The organism is Oerskovia merdavium, assembly GCF_014836755.1.
Lineage (GTDB): Bacteria > Actinomycetota > Actinomycetes > Actinomycetales > Cellulomonadaceae > Oerskovia > Oerskovia merdavium.
Genome location: NZ_JACSQF010000014.1, coordinates 113,450 through 133,206, shown reverse-complemented (window position 1 = coordinate 133,206; position 19,757 = coordinate 113,450). Strand labels below are relative to the sequence as shown.

Annotated in this window: 15 protein-coding genes; 1 reads left to right on the top strand and 14 read right to left on the bottom strand. The window is 72.6% G+C overall.

Translation table 11 applies throughout. The annotated features are described in order from the left end of the window. Nucleotides 1–116 precede the first annotated feature (116 nt). The 14 genes from H9641_RS14170 to H9641_RS14105 all read right to left on the bottom strand — a co-directional run bounded on the left by H9641_RS14170 (nucleotide 117) and on the right by H9641_RS14105 (nucleotide 18,640). Nucleotides 117–1,583 (bottom strand): glutamate synthase subunit beta, encoded by a 1,467-nt coding sequence (locus H9641_RS14170; RefSeq protein ID WP_191804825.1) that lies wholly within the window; start codon nucleotides 1,581–1,583, stop codon nucleotides 117–119. After that, a complete protein-coding gene (gltB, locus tag H9641_RS14165) occupies nucleotides 1,576–6,135 on the bottom strand; it encodes a glutamate synthase large subunit (protein WP_191804823.1) in 4,560 nt (1,519 codons plus the stop codon). Before gltB ends, H9641_RS14170 begins: the two co-directional genes overlap by 8 nt. A 141-nt stretch (nucleotides 6,136–6,276) precedes the next feature. After that, on the bottom strand, nucleotides 6,277–7,176 hold the full coding sequence (gene lgt / locus H9641_RS14160) for a prolipoprotein diacylglyceryl transferase (RefSeq protein WP_191804821.1): 900 nt from the start codon (nucleotides 7,174–7,176) through the stop codon (nucleotides 6,277–6,279). Further along, the gene (gene trpA, locus H9641_RS14155; protein ID WP_191804819.1) at nucleotides 7,173–8,036 is read right to left on the bottom strand and encodes a tryptophan synthase subunit alpha; all 864 of its coding nucleotides are present in this window, start codon (nucleotides 8,034–8,036) and stop codon (nucleotides 7,173–7,175) included. Before trpA ends, lgt begins: the two co-directional genes overlap by 4 nt. Beyond that, on the bottom strand, nucleotides 8,033–9,289 hold the full coding sequence (gene trpB / locus H9641_RS14150; RefSeq protein WP_191804817.1) for a tryptophan synthase subunit beta: 1,257 nt from the start codon (nucleotides 9,287–9,289) through the stop codon (nucleotides 8,033–8,035). Before trpB ends, trpA begins: the two co-directional genes overlap by 4 nt. A gap of 46 nt (nucleotides 9,290–9,335) precedes the next feature. Beyond that, nucleotides 9,336–10,148 (bottom strand): indole-3-glycerol phosphate synthase TrpC, encoded by an 813-nt coding sequence (gene trpC, locus H9641_RS14145; protein ID WP_191804815.1) that lies wholly within the window; start codon nucleotides 10,146–10,148, stop codon nucleotides 9,336–9,338. A 197-nt stretch (nucleotides 10,149–10,345) separates the two neighbouring features. Then, nucleotides 10,346–10,780 carry a DUF2752 domain-containing protein gene (locus tag H9641_RS14140; protein WP_191804813.1) on the bottom strand — a complete coding sequence of 145 codons (435 nt, stop codon included), beginning with the start codon at nucleotides 10,778–10,780 and terminating at the stop codon, nucleotides 10,346–10,348. 22 nt (nucleotides 10,781–10,802) lie between these two features. Continuing rightward, entirely contained in the window at nucleotides 10,803–11,402 is a 600-nt protein-coding gene (locus tag H9641_RS14135; protein ID WP_191804811.1) for a DUF4190 domain-containing protein, read from the bottom strand. A 124-nt stretch (nucleotides 11,403–11,526) separates the two neighbouring features. Then, nucleotides 11,527–11,784: an HGxxPAAW family protein gene (locus tag H9641_RS14130; protein ID WP_191804809.1), complete on the bottom strand. Its 258-nt coding sequence runs from the start codon at nucleotides 11,782–11,784 to the stop codon at nucleotides 11,527–11,529. An 80-nt stretch (nucleotides 11,785–11,864) separates the two neighbouring features. Further along, on the bottom strand, nucleotides 11,865–12,566 hold the full coding sequence (locus H9641_RS14125) for a Trp biosynthesis-associated membrane protein (RefSeq protein ID WP_191804807.1): 702 nt from the start codon (nucleotides 12,564–12,566) through the stop codon (nucleotides 11,865–11,867). Nucleotides 12,567–12,610: 44 nt separating this feature from the next. Beyond that, nucleotides 12,611–14,197 (bottom strand): anthranilate synthase component I, encoded by a 1,587-nt coding sequence (locus H9641_RS14120; protein ID WP_404821949.1) that lies wholly within the window; start codon nucleotides 14,195–14,197, stop codon nucleotides 12,611–12,613. After that, nucleotides 14,194–14,577, bottom strand: a complete 384-nt coding sequence (gene hisI, locus H9641_RS14115) for a phosphoribosyl-AMP cyclohydrolase (protein WP_191804899.1) — start codon at nucleotides 14,575–14,577, stop codon at nucleotides 14,194–14,196. The genes H9641_RS14120 and hisI overlap by 4 nt, the downstream gene beginning before the upstream one ends. 203 nt (nucleotides 14,578–14,780) lie before the next feature. Beyond that, a complete protein-coding gene (locus H9641_RS14110; protein WP_318244601.1) occupies nucleotides 14,781–16,610 on the bottom strand; it encodes an ABC transporter ATP-binding protein in 1,830 nt (609 codons plus the stop codon). Nucleotides 16,611–16,708: 98 nt separating this feature from the next. Next, a complete protein-coding gene (locus H9641_RS14105) occupies nucleotides 16,709–18,640 on the bottom strand; it encodes an ABC transporter ATP-binding protein (protein WP_191804895.1) in 1,932 nt (643 codons plus the stop codon). A gap of 291 nt (nucleotides 18,641–18,931) precedes the next feature. On the opposite strand from H9641_RS14105, the gene H9641_RS14100 reads away from it, so the two are divergent. Continuing rightward, entirely contained in the window at nucleotides 18,932–19,651 is a 720-nt protein-coding gene (locus H9641_RS14100) for a TIGR03085 family metal-binding protein (protein WP_191804805.1), read from the top strand. The last annotated feature ends 106 nt before the right edge of the window (nucleotides 19,652–19,757 follow it).

Here is a 19,757-nt window from a genome sequence, read left to right as displayed (position 1 = left end):
CTCCAGCCTCGTTGTTCCTTCGTGTCCGGCGGAACCGGACCGCCTCGGGCCCCTGCCTGGGCCCCGTCTCCACCCCGGACGTCCTCACGGACGCCGGGGCGCGTCTCACACTCTTGTCATGCTCTCAGCGACACGGTCGAAGCGCGCACCGGGGCGGGGAGCTCGGTGCGCCCCTGCAGGTACGCGTCGGCCGACGCTGCTGCGGCCCGGCCCTCGGCGATGGCCCACACGATGAGCGACTGCCCGCGTCCCGCGTCGCCGGCGACGAACACGCCGGGCACGGTGGTCGCGAAGTCGTCGCCGCGCGCGACCAGGCCGCGCGCCGTGAGGCCGATCTCCGACTGCTCCGAGAGCGTCTGCGTCTCCGGTCCCGTGAAGCCCATGGCCACGAGCACGAGATCGGCAGGGATCTCCTTCTCGGTGCCGGCCTTCGGGACGCGCCGCCCGTCCGGGAGGTACTCGGTCTCGGCGACGCGCAGGGCACGCACCCGGCCGTCCTCGCCCGCGAGGAAGTCGACGGTCGAGGCCAGGTAGGCCCGCTCGCCACCCTCCTCGTGCGAGGAGGAGACCTCGAAGAGGATCGGGTCGGTCGGCCAGGGCTGCGTGGCCGAGCGCTCGAGCGGCGGCTTCTTGCCGATGGCGAGCGTCGTGACGCTCGCCGCCCCCTGCCGGAGCGAGGTGCCCAGGCAGTCGGAGCCGGTGTCGCCGCCACCGATGACGATCACGTTCTTGCCCGTCGCGAGGATCTGGTCCTCGACCACGCCGCCCGCGACCACCGTGTTGGCCTGGTGCAGGAACTCCATGGCGAAGTGCACGCCGGGGAGGTCGTTGCCCGGGACCTGGAGGGCGCGCGGGACCGTGGCGCCGGTCGCGAGGACCACGGCGTCGAAGCGGCGCCGCAGCTCGTCCCAGGTGATGTCCACACCGATCTCGACGCCCGGACGGAAACGAGTGCCCTCGGCCTCCATCTGCGCCAGGCGGCGGTCGATGTGCAGCTTCTCGAGCTTGAAGTCCGGGATGCCGAACCGCAGCAGGCCGCCGATCGCGGCGTCACGCTCGTAGACGACGACCGTGTGACCGGCGCGCGTCAGCTGCTGGGCCGCGGCCAGGCCGGCGGGCCCCGAACCGACGACCGCGACCGTCGAGCCCGTCAGACGCTGCGGCACCTGCGGCGTGACCAGCCCGCGGGCGAACGCCTCGTCGATGATCGAGACCTCGACGTTCTTGATGGTCACGGCCGGCTGGTTGATGCCGAGCACGCAGCTCGACTCGCACGGTGCCGGGCACACACGTCCCGTGAACTCCGGGAAGTTGTTGGTCTCGTGCAGCCGCTCGCTCGCCTCGGCCCACTGGTCGCGCCAGACCAGGTCGTTCCACTCGGGGATCAGGTTCCCGAGGGGGCAGCCCTGGTGGCAGAACGGGATGCCGCAGTCCATGCAGCGGCCCGCCTGCTCCTTGAGGAACGGCTGCCCCTCGACCAGGTGCTCGTGCACGTCGCGCCAGTCGCGCAGACGCACCTCGACCGGACGGTTGGGCGGGAGCTCGCGCTCCCGCACCTTCAGGAATCCACGGGGATCAGCCACGAGCCACCTCCAAGATCTGGTCCCACACGCCCGGGGCGGCGGGGTCGAGCCCGTCGAGCTCGGCCTGCGCGAGCGCCTTGCGCACACGGGCGAACTCGGCAGGCAGGATGCGCGTGAAGCGAGCACGCGCAGCGTCGAAGTCCTCGAGCAGCTCGGCCGCGACGGTCGAGCCCGTCTCCTCCAGGTGCGTACGGACCAGACCTTCGACGAGAGCCGCGTCGACGTCGTCGAGCGGGTCGAGCAGGAGCTCGCCCGTCGCGACCGCAGCGGTGTTCATGGCCGCGGGCCGCAGGTCCAGCACGTAGGCCGTCCCTCCGGACATGCCCGCGCCGAGGTTGCGGCCGGTCGGGCCGAGGATCAGCACCGAACCGCCGGTCATGTACTCGAGCCCGTGGTCGCCCACTCCCTCGACGACCAAGGTCGCCCCGGAGTTGCGGACCGCGAAGCGCTCGCCCACGAGCCCGCGCAGGAGGATCTGCCCGGACGTCGCACCGTAGCCGATCACGTTGCCCGCCACGACGTTGCTCGACCCCGTGAGGACTGCCGAGCGGTCCGGACGGACGATGATGCGTCCGCCCGAGAGGCCCTTGCCCACGTAGTCGTTCGCGTCGCCGAAGAGGCGCAGCGTGATGCCGCGGGGCAGGAACGCCCCCATCGACTGGCCTGCGGACCCCGTGAGGGAGACGTCGATCGTGTCGTCGGCCAGCCCCTCGCCGCGGTACCGCTTGGTCACCTCGTGACCGAGCATGGTCCCCACGGTGCGGTTGACGTTGCGGATCGGCAGCGCGATCCGGACAGGCTCGCGGTTCTCCAGGGCGTCGGCGGCCAGCGCGATGAGCTGGTTGTCGAGCGCCTTGTCGAGACCGTGGTCCTGGGTGGTCGTGTTGCGCAGCGACGAGCCCTCGAGCGGCTGGGGCTTCTCGAGCACGGGCGCGAGGTCGAGCCCCTGGGCCTTCCAGTGCTCGATCGCCTGCCGGGTGTCGAGCGCCTCGACGTGGCCCACGGCCTCCTCGATCGACCGGAACCCCAGGCGCGCCAGGTGCTCGCGCACCTCCTCGGCGATGAACTCGAAGAAGTTCACGACGAACTCGGGCTTGCCCGTGAAGCGGGCACGCAGCTCGGGGTTCTGGGTCGCGACACCCACCGGACAGGTGTCCAGGTGGCACACGCGCATCATGACGCAGCCCGAGACGACCATGGGTGCGGTCGCGAAGCCGAACTCCTCGGCGCCGAGCAGCGCGCCGACGACGACGTCGCGGCCCGTCTTCATCTGCCCGTCGACCTGCACCACGATGCGGTCGCGCAGGTTGTTCAGCACGAGCGTCTGCTGGGTCTCGGCCAGGCCGAGCTCCCACGGGGTGCCCGCGTGCTTGAGCGAGGTCAACGGGCTCGCGCCCGTGCCGCCGTCGTGCCCCGAGATGAGGACGACGTCCGCGTGCGCCTTGGACACGCCGGTCGCCACGGTGCCCACGCCGAACTCGCTCACGAGCTTGACGTGCACGCGCGCCGACGGGTTCGCGTTCTTGGCGTCGTGGATGAGCTGCGCCAGGTCCTCGATCGAGTAGATGTCGTGGTGCGGAGGCGGCGAGATGAGACCGACGCCCGGCGTCGAGTGCCGTGTCTTGGCGATCCACGGGTAGACCTTGTGGCCGGGGAGCTGACCGCCCTCGCCGGGCTTGGCACCCTGGGCGAGCTTGATCTGGATGTCGTCCGCCGCGGTCAGGTACTCCGAGGTGACACCGAACCGGCCCGAGGCGATCTGCTTGACCTTCGAGCGACGCTCCGGGTCGTACAGACGCTCCGGCTCCTCGCCCCCCTCGCCCGTGTTCGAGCGACCGCCGAGACGGTTCATGGCGATGGCCAGGGTCTCGTGCGTCTCGGCCGAGATCGAGCCGTACGACATGGCTCCCGTGTTGAAGCGCTTGACGATCTCGCTGACCGGCTCGACCTCGTCGATCGAGATGGCCGGACGCTGACCGTCCTTGAACTCCAGGAGGCCACGGAGGGTCATGAGTCGCGTCGACTGGTCGTCGACGCGCTGCGTGTACTGACGGAAGATGTCGTACCGGCGCTCACGCGTCGCGTGCTGCAGACGGAAGACCGTCTCCGGGTCGAACAGGTGCTCCTCGCCGTCGCGACGCCACTGGTACTCGCCGCCCGTGGTGAGACGGACGTGCGCCTGGTGGTTGCCCGAGGCCGGGTAGGCCTCGGCGTGACGGGCCGCGACCTCGGCCGCGAGCACGTCGAGGCCGATGCCCCCGAGCCGGCTCGTGGTGCCCGCGAAGTAGTCCGCGACGAGCTCGTGCGACAGACCGAGCGCCTCGAAGACCTGTGCCCCGCGGTACGAGGAGATGGTCGAGATGCCCATCTTGCTCATGACCTTCAGGACGCCCTTGCCGAGCGCCTTGATGAGGTTCTTGACCGCCTTCTCCGGCTCGACCGTGACGAACCCGGACCGGGCGAGGTCCTCGACGGACTCCATCGCGAGGTACGGGTTGACCGCCGCGGCGCCGTAGCCGATGAGGAGCGCCACGTGGTGCACCTCCCGGACGTCCCCGGCCTCCACGACGAGCGAGACCTGGGTGCGGGTGTGCCGGCGCAGCAGGTGGTGGTGCACCGCGCTCGACAGGAGCAGCGACGGGATGGGCGCGAGCTCCTGGTTGGAGTCGCGGTCGGAGAGAACGATGAAGCTCGCACCGTCGGCGACGTGCTCGTCGACCTCGGCGAAGATCTCCTCGAGCCGCGCGTGCAGGGCTTCTCCCCCGCCGCTGACGGGGTAGAGCCCCTTGACCGTGACGGACCGGAAGATCCCCTCGAGGCTCGGGTCGCGGTCGACGCGCAGGATCTTCGCGAGCTCGTCGTTGTCCAGCACCGGGAAGGGCAGGATCAGCTTGCGCGCGTGCAGCGGGCTGTCGTCGAGCAGGTTCGGCTCGGGACCGATCGCCCCGCCGATCGAGGTGACCAGCTCCTCACGGATCGCGTCGAGCGGCGGGTTGGTCACCTGCGCGAACATCTGCGTGAAGTAGTCGAACAGGAGGCGAGGACGGCTGGACAGCACCGCGATGGGCGTGTCCGTCCCCATCGCGCCGAGCGGCTCGGCGCCCGTGCTGGCCATGGGCGTGAGCAGGATCCGCAGCTCCTCCTCGGTGTACCCGAAGGCGCGCTGACGACGCTGGACCGAGGCAGGGCTGTGCGCCACGTGCTCGCGCTCGGGCAGGTTCTCGAGGTAGACCGAGTTCTCGGCGACCCACTGCGCGTAGGGGCGCTGGGCGGCGAGCTGACCCTTGACCTCCTCGTCCTCGATGATCCGGCCCTGGCCGGTGTCGACGAGGAACATGCGTCCCGGCTCGAGGCGCCCCTTGCGGACGATCGTCGCCGGGTCGAGGTCCAGGACCCCGGCCTCGGAGGCCAGGACGACGAGGCCGTCCTCGGTCACCCAGTAGCGCCCCGGGCGCAGCCCGTTGCGGTCCAGCACGGCACCGATGAGGGTGCCGTCGGTGAAGTTGAGGCAGGCGGGCCCGTCCCACGGCTCCATGAGCGTGGAGTGGTACTCGTAGAACGCCCGACGGTCCGGGTCCATCTCGGCGTGGTTCTCCCAGGCCTCGGGCGCCATCATGAGGACGGCGTGGGGCAGGGAACGGCCCGAGAGGTGCAGGAGCTCGAGCACCTCGTCGAAGCTCGCCGAGTCGCTCGATCCCTCCGAGCACACGGGCAGCAGCGGGGCGAGGTCGCCCAGCTTGTCGCTCGCGAGCATGCCCTGGCGCGCGGCCATCCAGTTGCGGTTGCCGCGCACCGTGTTGATCTCGCCGTTGTGCGCGATCATGCGGAACGGCTGCGCGAGCGGCCAGGACGGGAACGTGTTGGTCGAGAAGCGCGAGTGGACGAGGGCGAGCTCGCTCGCATAGCGCGGGTCCGAGAGGTCCGGGAAGAACGGCTCGAGCTGCGCGACGGTCAGCATGCCCTTGTAGGTGAGCGTGCGGGACGACAGCGAGGCGAAGAACAGCCCGAGCTCGTGCTCGGCGCGCTTGCGCAGGCGATAGGTGCGTCGGTCCAGGTCGAGCCCGGACAGCTCCCGCGTCAGGTCCGCCACGACGAGCTGGCGGAACGTGGGCATGGATGCCCGCGCGCTCGGCCCGACGAGGTCGGCGGTGACGGGGACGTCGCGCCAGGCGAGGACGACGAGTCGTTCCTCGGCCGCGATGGCCTCGACCTGTCGCACGACCTCGGCGGCGGCCTCCGCGTCCTGCGGGAGGAAGGCCATGCCGATCGCGTAGTGCCCGGCCGGCGGGAGGTCCACGTCGACCACGTCCCGCACGAAGGCGTCGGGGATCTGGGTCAGGATGCCTGCCCCGTCTCCGCTGTTCTCCTCGGCGCCGACGGCGCCGCGGTGGTCCAGGTTGAGCAGGGCCGTGAGCCCCGCGTCAACGATGTCGCGTCCGGGTGTGCCGCGGAGCGTCGCCACGAAGGCGACGCCGCACGCGTCGTGCTCGGCCACAGGGTCATACAGGCCCTGTGCCGAAGGCGCAGCAGCCCGGTGCAGCGGCGTGGTCATCAACACCGTCCTCACAGGCGCCCGGCCATGGGCCGGGCTTTGATCCAACTTGGGGGATTGTGGGACTTCATCGGCCCAACGGACATGACTGAACCAGCTGGACGGTTGTCCAGCGGGTTCGCCTATGAAAAGACGGGTGCCTCAGTGACCTGGGTCGGGTCGGCCAGCACCTGCCTGCTCGGGCTCCGCAGCATCGAGCGATACTGTCTCTTCGCGCCCTGGGTGTCGGCGCCCGATAACGATAAACGCTATCAACGCACCGACTCCGACCAGGATGGAGGTCCAGACGTTCAGTCGGAGGCCGAGCACCAGCTCGGCCGTGTCGATGCGAAGCATCTCGATCCACACGCGGCCAAGCGTGTAGAAGAGAACGTACAGCCAGAATACCCGACCATGACCCAACCTGAAGCGACGGTCGAGGTAGATGAGCAGGAACGCCGCAGCGACGTTCCACAAGAGCTCGTAGAGGAACGTCGGGTGGAACAGCGTCCCGGACTCGTAGCCCGCCGGGAGGTACTGGTCGGAGATCTGCAGACCCCACGGGAGCGTGGTCGGGCCGCCGAACAGCTCCTGGTTGAACCAGTTGCCGAGCCGGCCGATCGCCTGCGCGAGCAGCAGCCCCGGTGCGAGCGCGTCGGCGAAGGCTGCAAAGCTGACCTTCTGCCGGCGACAGCCGATGTAGGCACCGACCGCGCCGAGCGCGATGGCCCCCCAGATCCCGAGGCCGCCGTCCCAGATCCGCAACGCCTTGAGCGGGTCCCCGTCCGGTCCCCAGTACGGGTCCGGCGTCGAGATGACGTGGTAGAGACGCCCACCGACGATGCCGAAGGGCACGGACCAGAAGGCGATCTCCAGCACGTCCTCGGGGTCGCCGCCGCGCTCTGCCCACCGCTTGCGGGTGAGCCAGACCGCGACCGCGATGCCGGCGAGGATCGCGAGCGCGTAGGCGCGCAGCGGGAAGGGGCCCAGGTACCAGGTGTGCTGGGACGGGCTGGGGATCGAGGCCACCAGCGGCCCGACGGCGGACACGAGCCCGGTCATGACGTCACCTTCCGCGTGGTCTCGTCGCTCGACCGAGCAGAACGGACACCGTGCGCGAGGTCGCGCGCGACCGCGCGCACCTGCTCGAGCCGCTCGTCCCAGGGCTCCTCGCCCAGGAGCGGGCGGACGAACGCGGAACCGACGATCACGCCGTCGGCGTACCGGCCGACCTGTGCGGCCTGGGCACCGGTCGAGACGCCGAGGCCGACGCACACGTGCTCGCCGCCTGCTGCCCGCGTCGCCGCGACCAGCTCCTCGGCCTTGCTGCCCACCTCGGACCGGACTCCCGTCACGCCCATGGTCGAGGCAGCGTAGACGAACCCGCGCGAGGCCGCGGCCGTGAGGCGCAGACGCTCGGGGGTCGAGCTCGGAGCGACGAGGAAGACCTTGTCGAGGCCGTGGGCGTCCGCAGCAGCGATCCACTCCCCTGCCTCGTCCGGGATCAGGTCGGCCGTGATGAGACCTGCTCCGCCGGCGGCCGCCAGGTCGCGCGCGAAGGCCTCCACGCCGTAGCGCAGCACGGGGTTCCAGTAGGTCATGACCAGGACGGGCACGCCCAGCGCCGCCACGGCCTGGACGGCCGTGAAGACGTCGCGGACGCGGGTCCCGGCAGAGAGGGAGTGCTCGACCGCCTGCTGGATGACGGGCCCGTCCATGACGGGGTCCGTGTACGGCAGGCCGAGCTCGATGATGTCGACGCCGGACTCGACGAGCGCCTTCGCCACCTCGACCGTCCCCTCGACGCTCGGGTAGCCCACGGGCAGGTAGCCGATGAGGGCAGCCCGCCCCTGGGCGGACACCTCCTCGATCCGCGCCGCGGTGCGGTAGGGCGCCTGGACGCCTCCGGCTGTCGCGCTCACAAGCTGCTCCCTTCGCCGTCGACCACGGTGTCCGCGTCGATCAGGTCGAACCACCGCGCCGCGGTGGCGACGTCCTTGTCCCCGCGACCCGAGAGGTTCACGAGGATCACGGTGTCCTCCTTGCCCGCGGCCTGAGCCTCCCGGCCGATCCGCAGCGCGCCGGCGAGGGCGTGCGCCGACTCGATCGCCGGGATGATCCCCTCGGTGCGGCACAGGAGCCGGAACGCCTCCATGGCCTCGACGTCCGAGACGGGCTCGTAGGTCGCACGGCCGAGGTCGTGCAGCCACGAGTGGGCGGGGCCAACGCTCGGGTAGTCCAGGCCTGCCGAGATCGAGTGGCTGGGCAGGGTCTGCCCGTCCTCGTCCTGCAGGAGGTAGGACCGGGCTCCGTGGAGCACCCCCGGGGCACCTCCGCTGAACCGGGCCGCGTGCTTGCCGGTCGAGACGCCCTCTCCGCCGGCCTCGAAGCCGTAGAGCGCCACGTCCTTGTCGTCCAGGAACGCGTTGAACAGGCCCATGGCGTTCGACCCGCCGCCCACGCACGCCGCGAGCGCGTCGGGCAGGCGTCCGATCCGGTCGAGGATCTGTGCGCGCGCCTCCTCGCCGATGATCCGGTGGAAGTCGCGGACCATCTCCGGGAACGGGTGGGGGCCCGTCACGGTGCCCAGCAGGTAGTGCGTCGAGTCGACGTTGGCGACCCAGTCGCGCAGCGCCTCGTTGATCGCGTCCTTGAGCGTGCGCGAGCCGATGGTCACCGGGACCACGGTCGCGCCGAGGAGCCGCATGCGCGCGACGTTGAGCGCCTGGCGCTCGGTGTCCTCCTCGCCCATGTAGACGACGCACTCGAGGTCCATGAGGGCTGCGGCCGTGGCCGTGGCGACCCCGTGCTGGCCGGCGCCCGTCTCGGCGATCACGCGCTTCTTGCCCATGCGCTTGACGAGCAGGGCCTGACCGAGCACGTTGTTGATCTTGTGCGAGCCGGTGTGGTTGAGGTCCTCACGCTTGAGGAACACCCTCGCTCCCCCGGCGTGCTCCGCGAACCGGGGCACCTCCGTCAGCGGGTTGGGGCGACCGGTGTACTCGCGGTGGAGACGGGCGAGCTCGTCCTGGAACGTCGGGTCGACGACCGCCTTGCGGTACTCGGCCTCGAGCTCGTCGAGCGCGGCGATCAGCGCTTCCGGGACGAACCGTCCGCCGAAGTCCCCGAAGTACGGGCCCTGCTGGTTCTGCAGGGAAGGTGTTGCGTCGGGCACGCGGCCTGACCTCCTCGGTGCGGGATCTACGTTGTCTGGGGTGGGATCAGGGCCGGACGGACCACAGCGACGGGTGCGAGCCGGCCGCCACGAGGTCGGCGACCGAGGCGCGCGGTGCGTCGTCCGTGACCAGGGCCTCGCCGACGAGGACGGCGTGCGCCCCCGACCGTGCGTAGTCCATCACGTCGTGCGGGCCGCGGACACCGGACTCGGCGATCCGGACCAGCTCGTCCGGGATGGCCGGGGCCAGTCGCGCGAACGTGGTCCGGTCGACCTCGAGCGTCTTGAGGTTGCGCGCGTTGACCCCGATCACGCGGGCACCGGCGTCGATCGCGCGCGTGACCTCGTCGAGGGTGTGCACCTCGACGAGAGCCGTCATGCCGAGCGAGTGGACCCGTTCGACGAGCGACGTCAGCACCGTCTGCTCGAGGGCTGCGACGATCAGCAGGACCAGGTCCGCACCGTGGGCGCGAGCCTCCCAGACCTGGTACGGCGTGACCACGAAGTCCTTGCGCAGGACCGGGATGTCCACCTTGGCCCGGACCGCGTCGAGGTCTGCGAGGCTGCCGTTGAAGCGACGCTGCTCGGTCAGCACCGAGATGACGGCCGCGCCGCCCTTCTCGTACTCCGAGGCGAGCGAGGCCGGGTCCGCGATGGCCGCCAGGTTCCCCTTGCTCGGGCTCGACCGCTTGACCTCGGCGATGACAGCGACAGCGTCCTCGGCCTTGAGGCGGCTGACGCAGTCGAGGGCGCCGGGCGCGCGGGCGGCGCGCTCCTTCAGCTCGTCCAGGGTGGTCTTCGCCTGGCGCTCCGCAAGATCCTCGCGGACCCCCGCGACGATGTCCTCCAGAACCGTCATGTGATATCTCCCCGTGCTCGTCGTCGACTCCGTGCCAGCTCAGGTGCGCGGGTCCGGCTGCCGCGACCGTGACGAGTCGCCTGCAGCATCTCTCCGCGAACCATTGACAGGGAGATACCTGCCATCGTAGGGCCGCCCGAGAGTGACCAGGGACACGTGTCATCCCGCGAGATGCTCGCCGAGGGCCCCGTGGCGGGTCAGGACGGCCCGAGGAACGGCACGAGCGCGGGGATGTTCCGCGCGACGCCGAAGGCCACCAGGACCACCAGCGCGACCACGCCCGTCCAGGCGGGAACCGCTCGGGCCCGTGTCCCGAGCCACGCTCGCCGGACCCACAGCGCCCAGGCGACGACGAGGAACGGCACGACGACCACCCACAGGGGGTTCATGGCCCAGGCCCCGGCCAGGTCGCCCGTCGCGAGGTCGTGCGTCGCTCGCAGCCCGCCGCACGCCGGGCAGGCCCACCCCGTGAGCGCGAGCAGCGGGCACAGCGGGTAGCCGCCCTCGTGCGGGTCGACGAGCGCGAGCACGAGGGTCGCCCCCGCCACAGCTGCCCCGAGGACGAGCGGTGCTGCGGCGCCGCGCCACCGGCTGGTGGGCACGCCCGACGCCCCCGCGGGGACCTCGCTCACGGGGGCGTCGGATGCACGCGGCTCAGCCGTAGTACCCCTCCTGGAACCCTGCCTGGAACTCGGGCGAGGCGACGATCGCGATCAGGAAGATCACGCCGATGACCGAGAGCGCGATCCCGACCCAGCCGAGGATCACGCCGGCGAGCGCGAGACCACCGTTGTTGGCCTCCCCTGCCGCCACGGCCCGCTTGGCCTTGCTCCCGACGATGATCGCCGGGATCCCCGTGAAGAAGCCGCAGGACAGGACGATCGACGCGATGCCGAGCACGAACGCCCAGATCCCCAGGTCGTTGCGGGGGAAGTAGCCGTACGCACCTCCGGGTACCGGTGTCGCGCCGTAGGGCGTCGCGCCGTACGGCGCCTGCCCGGGTGCGCCGTACGGCTGCTGCGCGGCGCCGTAGGGCGGCTGCTGCGGAGCACCGTAGGGCGGCTGCTGCGCGGGGGCGCCGTACTGCGGGTACCCACCGTCCGGGGTCCCGGGCGCGGGGGCGCCGTAGGGAGACGGGCTCTGCTGCGGGTAGCCCGGGTACGCGGGAGGTACCGGGCCCTGCTGCCCGGTTCCCTCCGGCTCCTCGCCGGCGGGACGGTACGGGTCCGTCGGAGGGGTGGGGGGATAGCTCATGGGACGCTCTGCTCTCTGCTGGGAAGGCCGGGTCGTGCCCGGGTCGACCGGTGGTACAGCACGCGCCCCGCACCCCTGGGGTGCGCGGCGCGTGGCGACGGTCCGGGCTCTCGCCCGGGAGACGTCAGCTCTGGGCGACCTTCGGCTGCCCGTAGCCCATGTTGCGCAGGACCAGGCCGCCGACGAGCGCGAGCGCGACGATGCCCATGCCGACCCAGAACATCCACACGGTCGCGATCGCGACGGCGACTCCCGCGACGACCGCACCGACGATGATGCCGATCATGGTGAACCACGCCGCCACGGTGTGACCGTGGTTCGTGGGGGGTGCCGACGGCGGCAGGTAGGAGATCTCGGTGGTCTGCGGCGTCTTCTCGGCCATGGGGGGTGTGCCTTTCGTCAAGATGTGCGTCCAGCCTATCGGACGTCGGTCGGTCTGTTCGTGCGGACGGGAGGTGATGCTCAGCGGTCTGTGGGGTCCTCGCCGCGGGTCAACGAGTCCCACGTCTCCTGCTCGTCGGGCTCGTCGGCCGGTCCTGCCTCGGGGGGCTGGGCCGCCCTGCCCGGGGCGCCCGACGGCGCAGGACTCCCTGGAGCGTCGATCCCGGCCTCCGCGGTGGACGCCTCGCGCCGGGCGACGGGTGTCCCGGCCGCGGGCCGGACGATCTCGTGACGTGCGGACACACGCCCCCACGAGGGCGAGGAGACCGCGGCCCACACGGCCGCGACGACCACGAGGACCCCGACCGCCGTCGCCACCGCAGGCCAGGGCGTGAGCGTCACGGCGCTCGTCATCTCGGTGACCCCGGTCGCCTCGGCGACGGCCGACGTCGCCGCCGGCACCGGGTCGCGCAGGATCGCGGCGGCCGACGCGCTCACGACGACGCCGCTCGCCGCGGCCACGACCAGGACGACCCATCGCCCGATGCGGCCCACGAGCCCCAGCGCGAGGGCGGCGGCCACGACGACCAGGGCTCCCGCGCCCACCCCGGGAGCCGCCGTGGTGCCCGTGACGTGCACCTGGACGTCGGCGTCGAGGGCCGTCGCCCCCGAGGTGCGCAGCCACGTCGGGGCAGCCGCCGCGAGCGCGCCGGCGCCCAGCACGAGCAGCAGCAGGATCGCGCTGCGGCGAGCGAGGCGCCACGAGCGGGGCGTTCGAGCCACGGCCGCAGGCGTGCCGTCAGCAGAGCCGGTCGCTCCGGGCCCGCTCACGCGAGGCTCCGCAGCCGAGCGGCCAGCTGGACGGCTCGGACCGCGGCGGCGGCCTTGTTGCGCGACTCCTCGTACTCGAGCGCGGGCACCGAGTCGGCCACGATCCCACCCCCGGCCTGGACGCTCGCCCGTCCGTCGCGGATCAGGGCGGTGCGGATCGCGATCGCCATGTCCATGTTGCCGTCGAAGTCGAAGTAGCCGACCGTCCCGCCGTAGATCCCGCGCGAGGCGGGCTCGAGCTCGTCGATCAGGGCGATGGCCCGGGGCTTGGGCGCGCCCGAGAGCGTGCCCGCGGGGAACGTCGCGCGCAGCACGTCGAGCGCCCTGGCTCCCTGGCGCAGCGTCCCGACCACGGTCGAGCACAGGTGCATGATGTGGCTGAAGCGCTTGGTCACCATGAACTCGACGACCTCGACCGAGGCCGGCTCGCAGACCTTCACCAGGTCGTTGCGCGAGAGGTCGACGAGCATGAGGTGCTCGGCACGCTCCTTGGGGTCCGCGAGGAGCTCCTCACCCAGCGCGACGTCCTGCTCGGGCGTCGCGCCGCGCGGGCGCGACCCGGCGATCGGGAACGTGACCACGTGCCCGTCGTCGACCTTGACGAGCGTCTCGGGGCTCGACCCGACCACCGCGAAGTCAGAGCCGTCGGCGTCCGTGAGCTGGAAGTAGTACATGTACGGGCTCGGGTTGATGGTCCGCAGGGCCCGGTAGACGTCGAGCGGCGAGGCCGGGCAGTCCAGGTCGAGCCGCTGCGAGATCACGATCTGGAAGACCTCGCCGTCGCGGATCGCGTCCTTGCCCGCGAGCACCGCGGTCTCGAACTCCTCGCGCGTCGAGCGGAACTCGAGCTCCGGCTCGGCGACGTCCGCGACGACCGCGGCCGACGACCCTCCCCCGGTCCCCGCCACGAGCTCGCGCTGCATGCGGTCGAGCCGCGACACGGCGTCGGCGTAGGCCTCGTCGACCCGTTCGTCGGTGTCGTCGAAGTTGATCGCGTTGGCCACGAGCCACACGCTGCCCTCGCGGTGGTCGACGACCGCGAGGTCGGTCGCGAGGCACAGCGTGACCTCGGGCACGCCCAGCTCGTCGGGCGCGTTCCCGGGCAGCGTCGGCTCCCAGTGCCGCACGACGTCCCATCCCAGCGCACCGGCCAGCCCGCCGGTCAGGGGCGGCAGCCCGTCGATCGCCGGGGTGCGCAACGCGTCGAGCGTCCGCTCGAGCACGTCGACCACGTCGCCCGTGGTCGGGACCCCAGCGGGCACGTCCCCCGTCCAGACGGCCTGGCCGTCGCGCGCGGTGAGCGTCGCGCGCGACGCGCCCCCCACGAACGAGTAGCGGGCCCAGCTGCCGTCGACCTCGGCCGACTCCAGCACGAACGTGCCGGGCCGCCCCTGCGCGAGGGTGCGGTACAGACCCACGGGCGTGACGTCGTCGGCCAGGAGACGACGCACCACGGGGACCACGCGGCGCGAGGTCGCGAGCACGCGGAAGCCCTCGACCGCAGGCCAGGTCTCGCCCCAGGGCAGGCCTGCCGCGGGAACCACGGGGGCGGTCGGGTCGATCGGGGGCGTCGAGCCGGTCACAGCGTCTTCTCCTCGGAGGTCTCGTTCTCGGGGCGGTGGCCCACCGCTGCGCCCAGGTCGCCGCCGGCCTCGAAGCACGTGCGGGCTCCCGTGTGGCAGGCCGCACCCACCTGGTCGGCGCGGACCAGCAGCGCGTCGCCGTCGCAGTCGATCGCGACGGACTTGACCCACTGCGCGTGGCCGGACGTGTCGCCCTTGCGCCAGTACTCCTGGCGCGAGCGCGACCAGAAGGTCACGCGGCCCGTCGTGAGCGTCCGGCGCAGCGCCTCGTCGTCCATCCAGCCGAGCATGAGCACCTCGCCCGTGTCGTGCTGCTGGACGATCGCGGCGACCAGCCCGTCGGCGTCGCGCTTGAGGCGGGCCGCGAGCGTCGCGGGCAGCGTGTCGGCGACGTCGTGGGGCTCCTCGGCGGCGAGGGGCTGGTCTGCGGGGGCGGGCTGGGCGGTGTTCTGGGGCACCCGAGAATCCTGCCAGATCCCTGGGGTCCCCGGGTCCCCGTCCCGCTCAGCGGTCCGGGAGACCGGGGAGGGTGACCGGCCGCCGGGTCCGCCCGCGTCGGGGGCCCGCTCGCCCCGCTGCTCGCTCATCGGGTCTGCGCGACCCAGGACGCGTGCATCGACGCGTAGACGCCGCCCGCGGCCGCGAGCTCGGCGTGCGGCCCGACCTCGACCACGTGGCCCGCGTCGACGACCACGACGAGGTCCGCGGCCTCTGCGGTCGAGAGCCGGTGAGCGATCGTGATGGTGCTGCGCCCTGCCGTCAGCGAGTCGAGAGCACGCGCGATGCGCACCTCGGTCGCGGGGTCGACCGCGGACGTCGCCTCGTCGAGGACCAGCAGGTCGGCCTCGGCGAGGTACGCGCGCGCGATCGCGACGAGCTGACGCTCGCCCGCCGACAGGGCCTCGCCCCGCTGCCCGACGGCGGAGCCCAGCCCGTCGGGCAGGTCCGCGACCCAGTCGGTCAGGCCGAGCTCGGCGACCGCAGCGTCGATGCGGTCCGCGAGCCGGGCGGCGGTCTGCCCCGGGGTCTCCCCCGCACTGCCCGACGTGCCCGCAGCGCCGTTCGCGGCGTCCCGCACGCCGTAGGCGATGTTCTCGGCGAGCGTCCCGTCGAACAGGAACCCTTCCTGCGGGACGAGGACCACGCGCTCGCGCAGGCTCGCGGCCGACAGGTCGCGCAGGTCGACGCCGTCGAGGCGGACCGCGCCGGACGTGGGGTCCATGAGCCGCGTGACGAGCTTGGCGATCGTCGTCTTGCCCGAGCCCGTCGCGCCCACGACCGCGACCGAGGTGCGCGCCGGGAAGTCGAGGTCCACACCGTGCAGCACCTCGGGACCGTCGGGGTAGGCGAACCGGACGTCCTCGAGCCGCACGTGCGCGGGGCCACGCGGCGAGCGCACGCCCTCGGATCCCTTGTCGACCACCTGGACGGGCGTCTCGACCACGGCCAGCACGCGCCGCCAGCCGGCGACGGCGTTCTGCAGCTCGTTGAGGATCTCGGTCGCCATCTGCACCGGGCCCGTGAAGAGCTGGACCAGGAAGAGGAACGCGAGCAGCTGCCCCGCGGTGATGGACCCGTCGATGCCCAGGAGCGTGCCGACGACGACCACGACGGCCAGCACGAGGTTCGCGACGAGCACGCCGCTCGAGAAGACCGACGAGACGAGCACCTGCGCGCGGACCATGCCCTTGCGCGTGCTCTCGACCGCGGCGTCCACACGGCGCGCGGTGCGCTCGCCGACGCCGTAGGCGCGGATCGTCTCGGCGCCCACGACCGACTCGGAGATCGCCCCGAGCATCGCGCCCACTCGCTCGCGCAGCGCCGTGTAGGCGCCGTTCACCTTGCCCTGGGCGGGGCGCAGGATCAGGAACAACGGGACGAAGCACGCCCACACGAGCAGCGTGAGCTGCCACGAGTAGAACGCCATGAGGAGCGTCGCCGCGCCGATCTGCAGGACCGAGACGAGCAGCATGATGCCGCCCCACTGGACGAACAGGGAGATCGTGTCGACGTCGCTCGTGACGCGCGAGACCAGCGCCCCGCGCCGCTCGGTGCTCTGGGTGAGGACCGAGAGGTCGTGCACGTGCCGGAAGGCCCGCACGCGCAGGCTCGCGAGCCCCGCCTCGGTCGAGCGGAAGAGGCGGACGTTGACGAGGGCCGAGCACAGGCCCGCGACCACCAGGACGACCGCCGCGGCGCCGACCAGCAGCGCCACCCGGCTCGTGTCGGGGCCGCCCGGGGCCATGATGCCGCTGTCGACCGTCTGCTGGACGGTGATGGGGACGACGATCCGCCCGAGGGCCGCGACGACGGCCAGGAGCAGCGTGCCCCAGATGCCCACGAGGATCTCGGGTGACATCTGGACGCCCTTGCGCAGGGTCGCGAAGACGCCCAGCGAGCTCGCCGAGGCGATCCGCGCGCCGGTCGCATCCTCGACGACGACCTCGGGCTCGGCCGTGGCCCTCGCCCGGCGGCGGCGTCCGCGGGCCGACGTGGGTGCGGTGGTGGTGCTCACTCGGTCACGGTCCCTTCCTCGGCGTGGCGCACGATCCCGTCGGTCTCTTCCTGCTCGCGGCGCTCGACGTCCTCGCGCTCGGACTGCAGGGGGTCGGCAGGTCTGCGCCCGTCGTCGGGCGACTCCCCGGAACCGTCGAGCTCGTCCGCCTCGGCGCGGCGCTCGGCCTCTCGCTGGTAGGCCGTGGCGAGCTCGCGGTAGCCGGGGTCGCGCGCGAGCAGCTCGGTGTGCGTCCCGACGTCGACCACCCGCCCCGACTCGACGTGGACGACCTGGTCCGCGAGCGCGACGCTCGACATGCGGTAGGCGACCATGACGACCGTGGGGTGGTCCGCCGTCGGGCCTGCGCCCCCAGGCGCGGTTCCCTCCCCGCGCAGGCCCGCGAGGATCTGCTGCTCCACGCGGGGGTCGACGGCGGAGGTCGCGTCGTCGAGCACCAGCAGGCGCGGAGAGCGCACCAGGGCGCGCGCGATCGCGAGCCGCTGCCGCTGACCGCCCGACAGGTTGGAGCCGCGCTCCCCCAGGGGCGAGTCGAGACCACCCGGCAGGCGGGAGACCACGTCGTCGACCTTGGCCAGGCGCAGCGCGTCCCACACCTGCTCGTCGGTGGGGCCCTCGCCCTGGTCCGCGAGCGTCACGTTGGAACGGACCGTGTCCTCGAAGATGAACGTCGACTGCGCGACGAGCGCGACCTGGCTCGTCAGGTCGGCTGCGAGCGCCTCGCGCACGTCCACACCGTCGACGAGCACCCGGCCGCGCGTGGGGTCGGACAGGCGCGCCAGGAGCGAGACGAGCGTGGTCTTGCCCGCGCCCGTGGGACCGACGACGGCCACCGTGCGGCCGGGGGCCAGGTCGAGCTCGATGTCGTCGAGCAGCGTGACGTCGCGGCCGCCCGCCCGGACGTCGACGCCCACGCCCTCGAACCGCACGGACGCACCGCCGGTGGTGGCGGGAAGCCGCTGCTCTCCCGCGACCGGGATGCCCGGTGCGTCGAGCACGCTCGCGATGCGCTCGTAGCCGACGAGCGCGCGCGGCAGCTCGCCCAGGACCCAGCCGAACGCGCGGACCGGGACGGCCATGATCGTCAGCAGGTAGGCGGCCGTCACGACCTCTCCCGTGTCGACCGCACCGGCAGCGACCCGCGCGGCTCCCACGCCCAGCACCAGGAGCGTGCCGAGCGAGGGCAGGAGCTCGATGACCGGGTCGAAGAACGCCCGCACCACGCCCACGCGGATGTTGGCCGCCCGCAGCTCGTCGGTCCGCGCGGCGAAGCGCCGCTCCTCGCGGGCCTCGGTGCCGAGCGACTTGACCAGCAGCGCGGCCTCGAAGCTCTCGTGCGCGACGTCGGAGACCTCGGCCCGCAGCTGCTGGGCGTGCGTGATCGCGGGCGACATGTACTTCTGGAACACGACGTTGACCACGATCGCGACCGGGATCACGACGAGCGCGGCGCACGCCAGCCAGACGTCGATGCGGAAGAGCATGACCGCCGAGACACCGATCATCACGACCACGCCCAGCGCGAAGGGCAGGGGGTTGAAGACGCCCGTGGCGGCCTCGACGTCGGAGTTCGCGTTCGAGAGCAGCTGGCCGGCGGGGTGCGCCCGGTGCCACGACATGGGCAGCCGCAGGTACTGGTGCGTGACCGCGGTGCGGTGCCCCGCCTGGATGTTCGCGTAGCCGTAGCCCGCGAAGATGCGCCGGCCGGCGACCGTGAGGGCGAGCGTGAGGGCGATCGCGACCAGGACGAGGCCCGCGACCCACAGGTTGCCGCGTGCGTCCGCGTCGCCCGCGAGCGCCGGGACGACGACCTCGTCCGTCACGCGGCCGACCGCGAGGCTGATGAGGACCGTGGTCGCGCCGAACAGCGCGGAGGCCGTGATCGCCAGGACGTAGACGCGCCACTGCGACCGCATGCCGCGACCCATGAGCTGGAGCGACCTGCGGGTCCGTGAGCCGGTCAGGGCGTGCCGTTCGCGCGCCCCCCGTGCTGCGGGCGCCGTGCGGCCGGGCCGGGAGACCCCGTCCACGAAGGTGGGCTGGTGCGGGCTGGTGCCGTCCGGACCGTCGGACGCTGCGCCGGTGGGCGCGTCCTGGGTCCGAGGCGTGGTGTTCGTGGGGGTGCTCCGTCGCGCGGACACGGACGATCCTCGTCTTTCGTGGGGGTTGGCACGATCTTCTCACACGGGACACTCCGTCCCGCGTGCGAGCATGGCCTGATGCAGCCCACCGCCTGGCACGCCCACGAGCGCGCCTCCCTCGTCCACGCACTCACCCAGGCCGGCCCCGACGCCCCGACCCTGTGCGACGGGTGGCAGACCCGCCACCTCGCGGCGCACATGATCCTGCGGGAGCACCAGCCCTGGACCCAGGCCGGGGCCAACGGAGGCCCGCTGCACGACTGGTCGGACGCCAGGCTCCAGGACCTCGCCGCGACCGCGCTCGCACCGGGCGGGTACGCCGCGCTGCTCGCGCGCATCGAGCAGGCGCCCGCCTCGTGGAGCCCGTGGTCGTGGGCAGGGAACCTCGTGAACCTCGTCGAGTACTTCGTGCACACCGAGGACGTGCGTCGTGGCACCTGCGTCGCGGGTCCCGGCGGGTCGGGCGGCGCCGGGGAGAGGGCGCGCGACCTCTCCCCCGGGCTCCAGGACGCCCTGTGGTCACAGCTGCGGCGTGGTGCGCGCCTGTTCTACCGCCGGTCCCCCGTGGGGGTCGTGCTCGTGGTGCCCGGCGGTCCGCGCCTCGCGGTCAAGGCCCCGCCGACGCGGCCGACCGACGACGGGCGGCTGCCCGGCACCGTCGTCGTCACGGGCGAGGTCGGCGAGCTCGTGCTCCACGCGTTCGGACGAGGCCGCCATGCGGGTCTGACCCTCCAGGGCGACGCTGCCGACCGCGCGGCGCTCGACGCCGTGGTGCCGGGTCCGCGCTCGGGCGGGTGACGGCGTCGGGCACGCTGCCCGCTCGGTCTGTCGGGTGCACGTGACGCGCGGGGCGGGGCGGGGCCCCCCCCCCCGCCACACGCCGTCCGTCGTGCAGGCCGAGGGG

Coding starts and splice junctions, on each gene's coding strand:
- H9641_RS14100 (WP_191804805.1), top strand. CDS start 18,932: ATGCAGCCCACCGCCTGGCACGCCCACGAGCGCGCCTCCCTCGTCCAC.
- trpC (WP_191804815.1), bottom strand. CDS start 10,148: ATGACGGTTCTGGAGGACATCGTCGCGGGGGTCCGCGAGGATCTTGCG.
- H9641_RS14135 (WP_191804811.1), bottom strand. CDS start 11,402: ATGAGCTATCCCCCCACCCCTCCGACGGACCCGTACCGTCCCGCCGGC.
- gltB (WP_191804823.1), bottom strand. CDS start 6,135: ATGACCACGCCGCTGCACCGGGCTGCTGCGCCTTCGGCACAGGGCCTG.
- H9641_RS14105 (WP_191804895.1), bottom strand. CDS start 18,640: ATGGGTCGCGGCATGCGGTCGCAGTGGCGCGTCTACGTCCTGGCGATC.
- lgt (WP_191804821.1), bottom strand. CDS start 7,176: ATGACCGGGCTCGTGTCCGCCGTCGGGCCGCTGGTGGCCTCGATCCCC.
- H9641_RS14130 (WP_191804809.1), bottom strand. CDS start 11,784: ATGGCCGAGAAGACGCCGCAGACCACCGAGATCTCCTACCTGCCGCCG.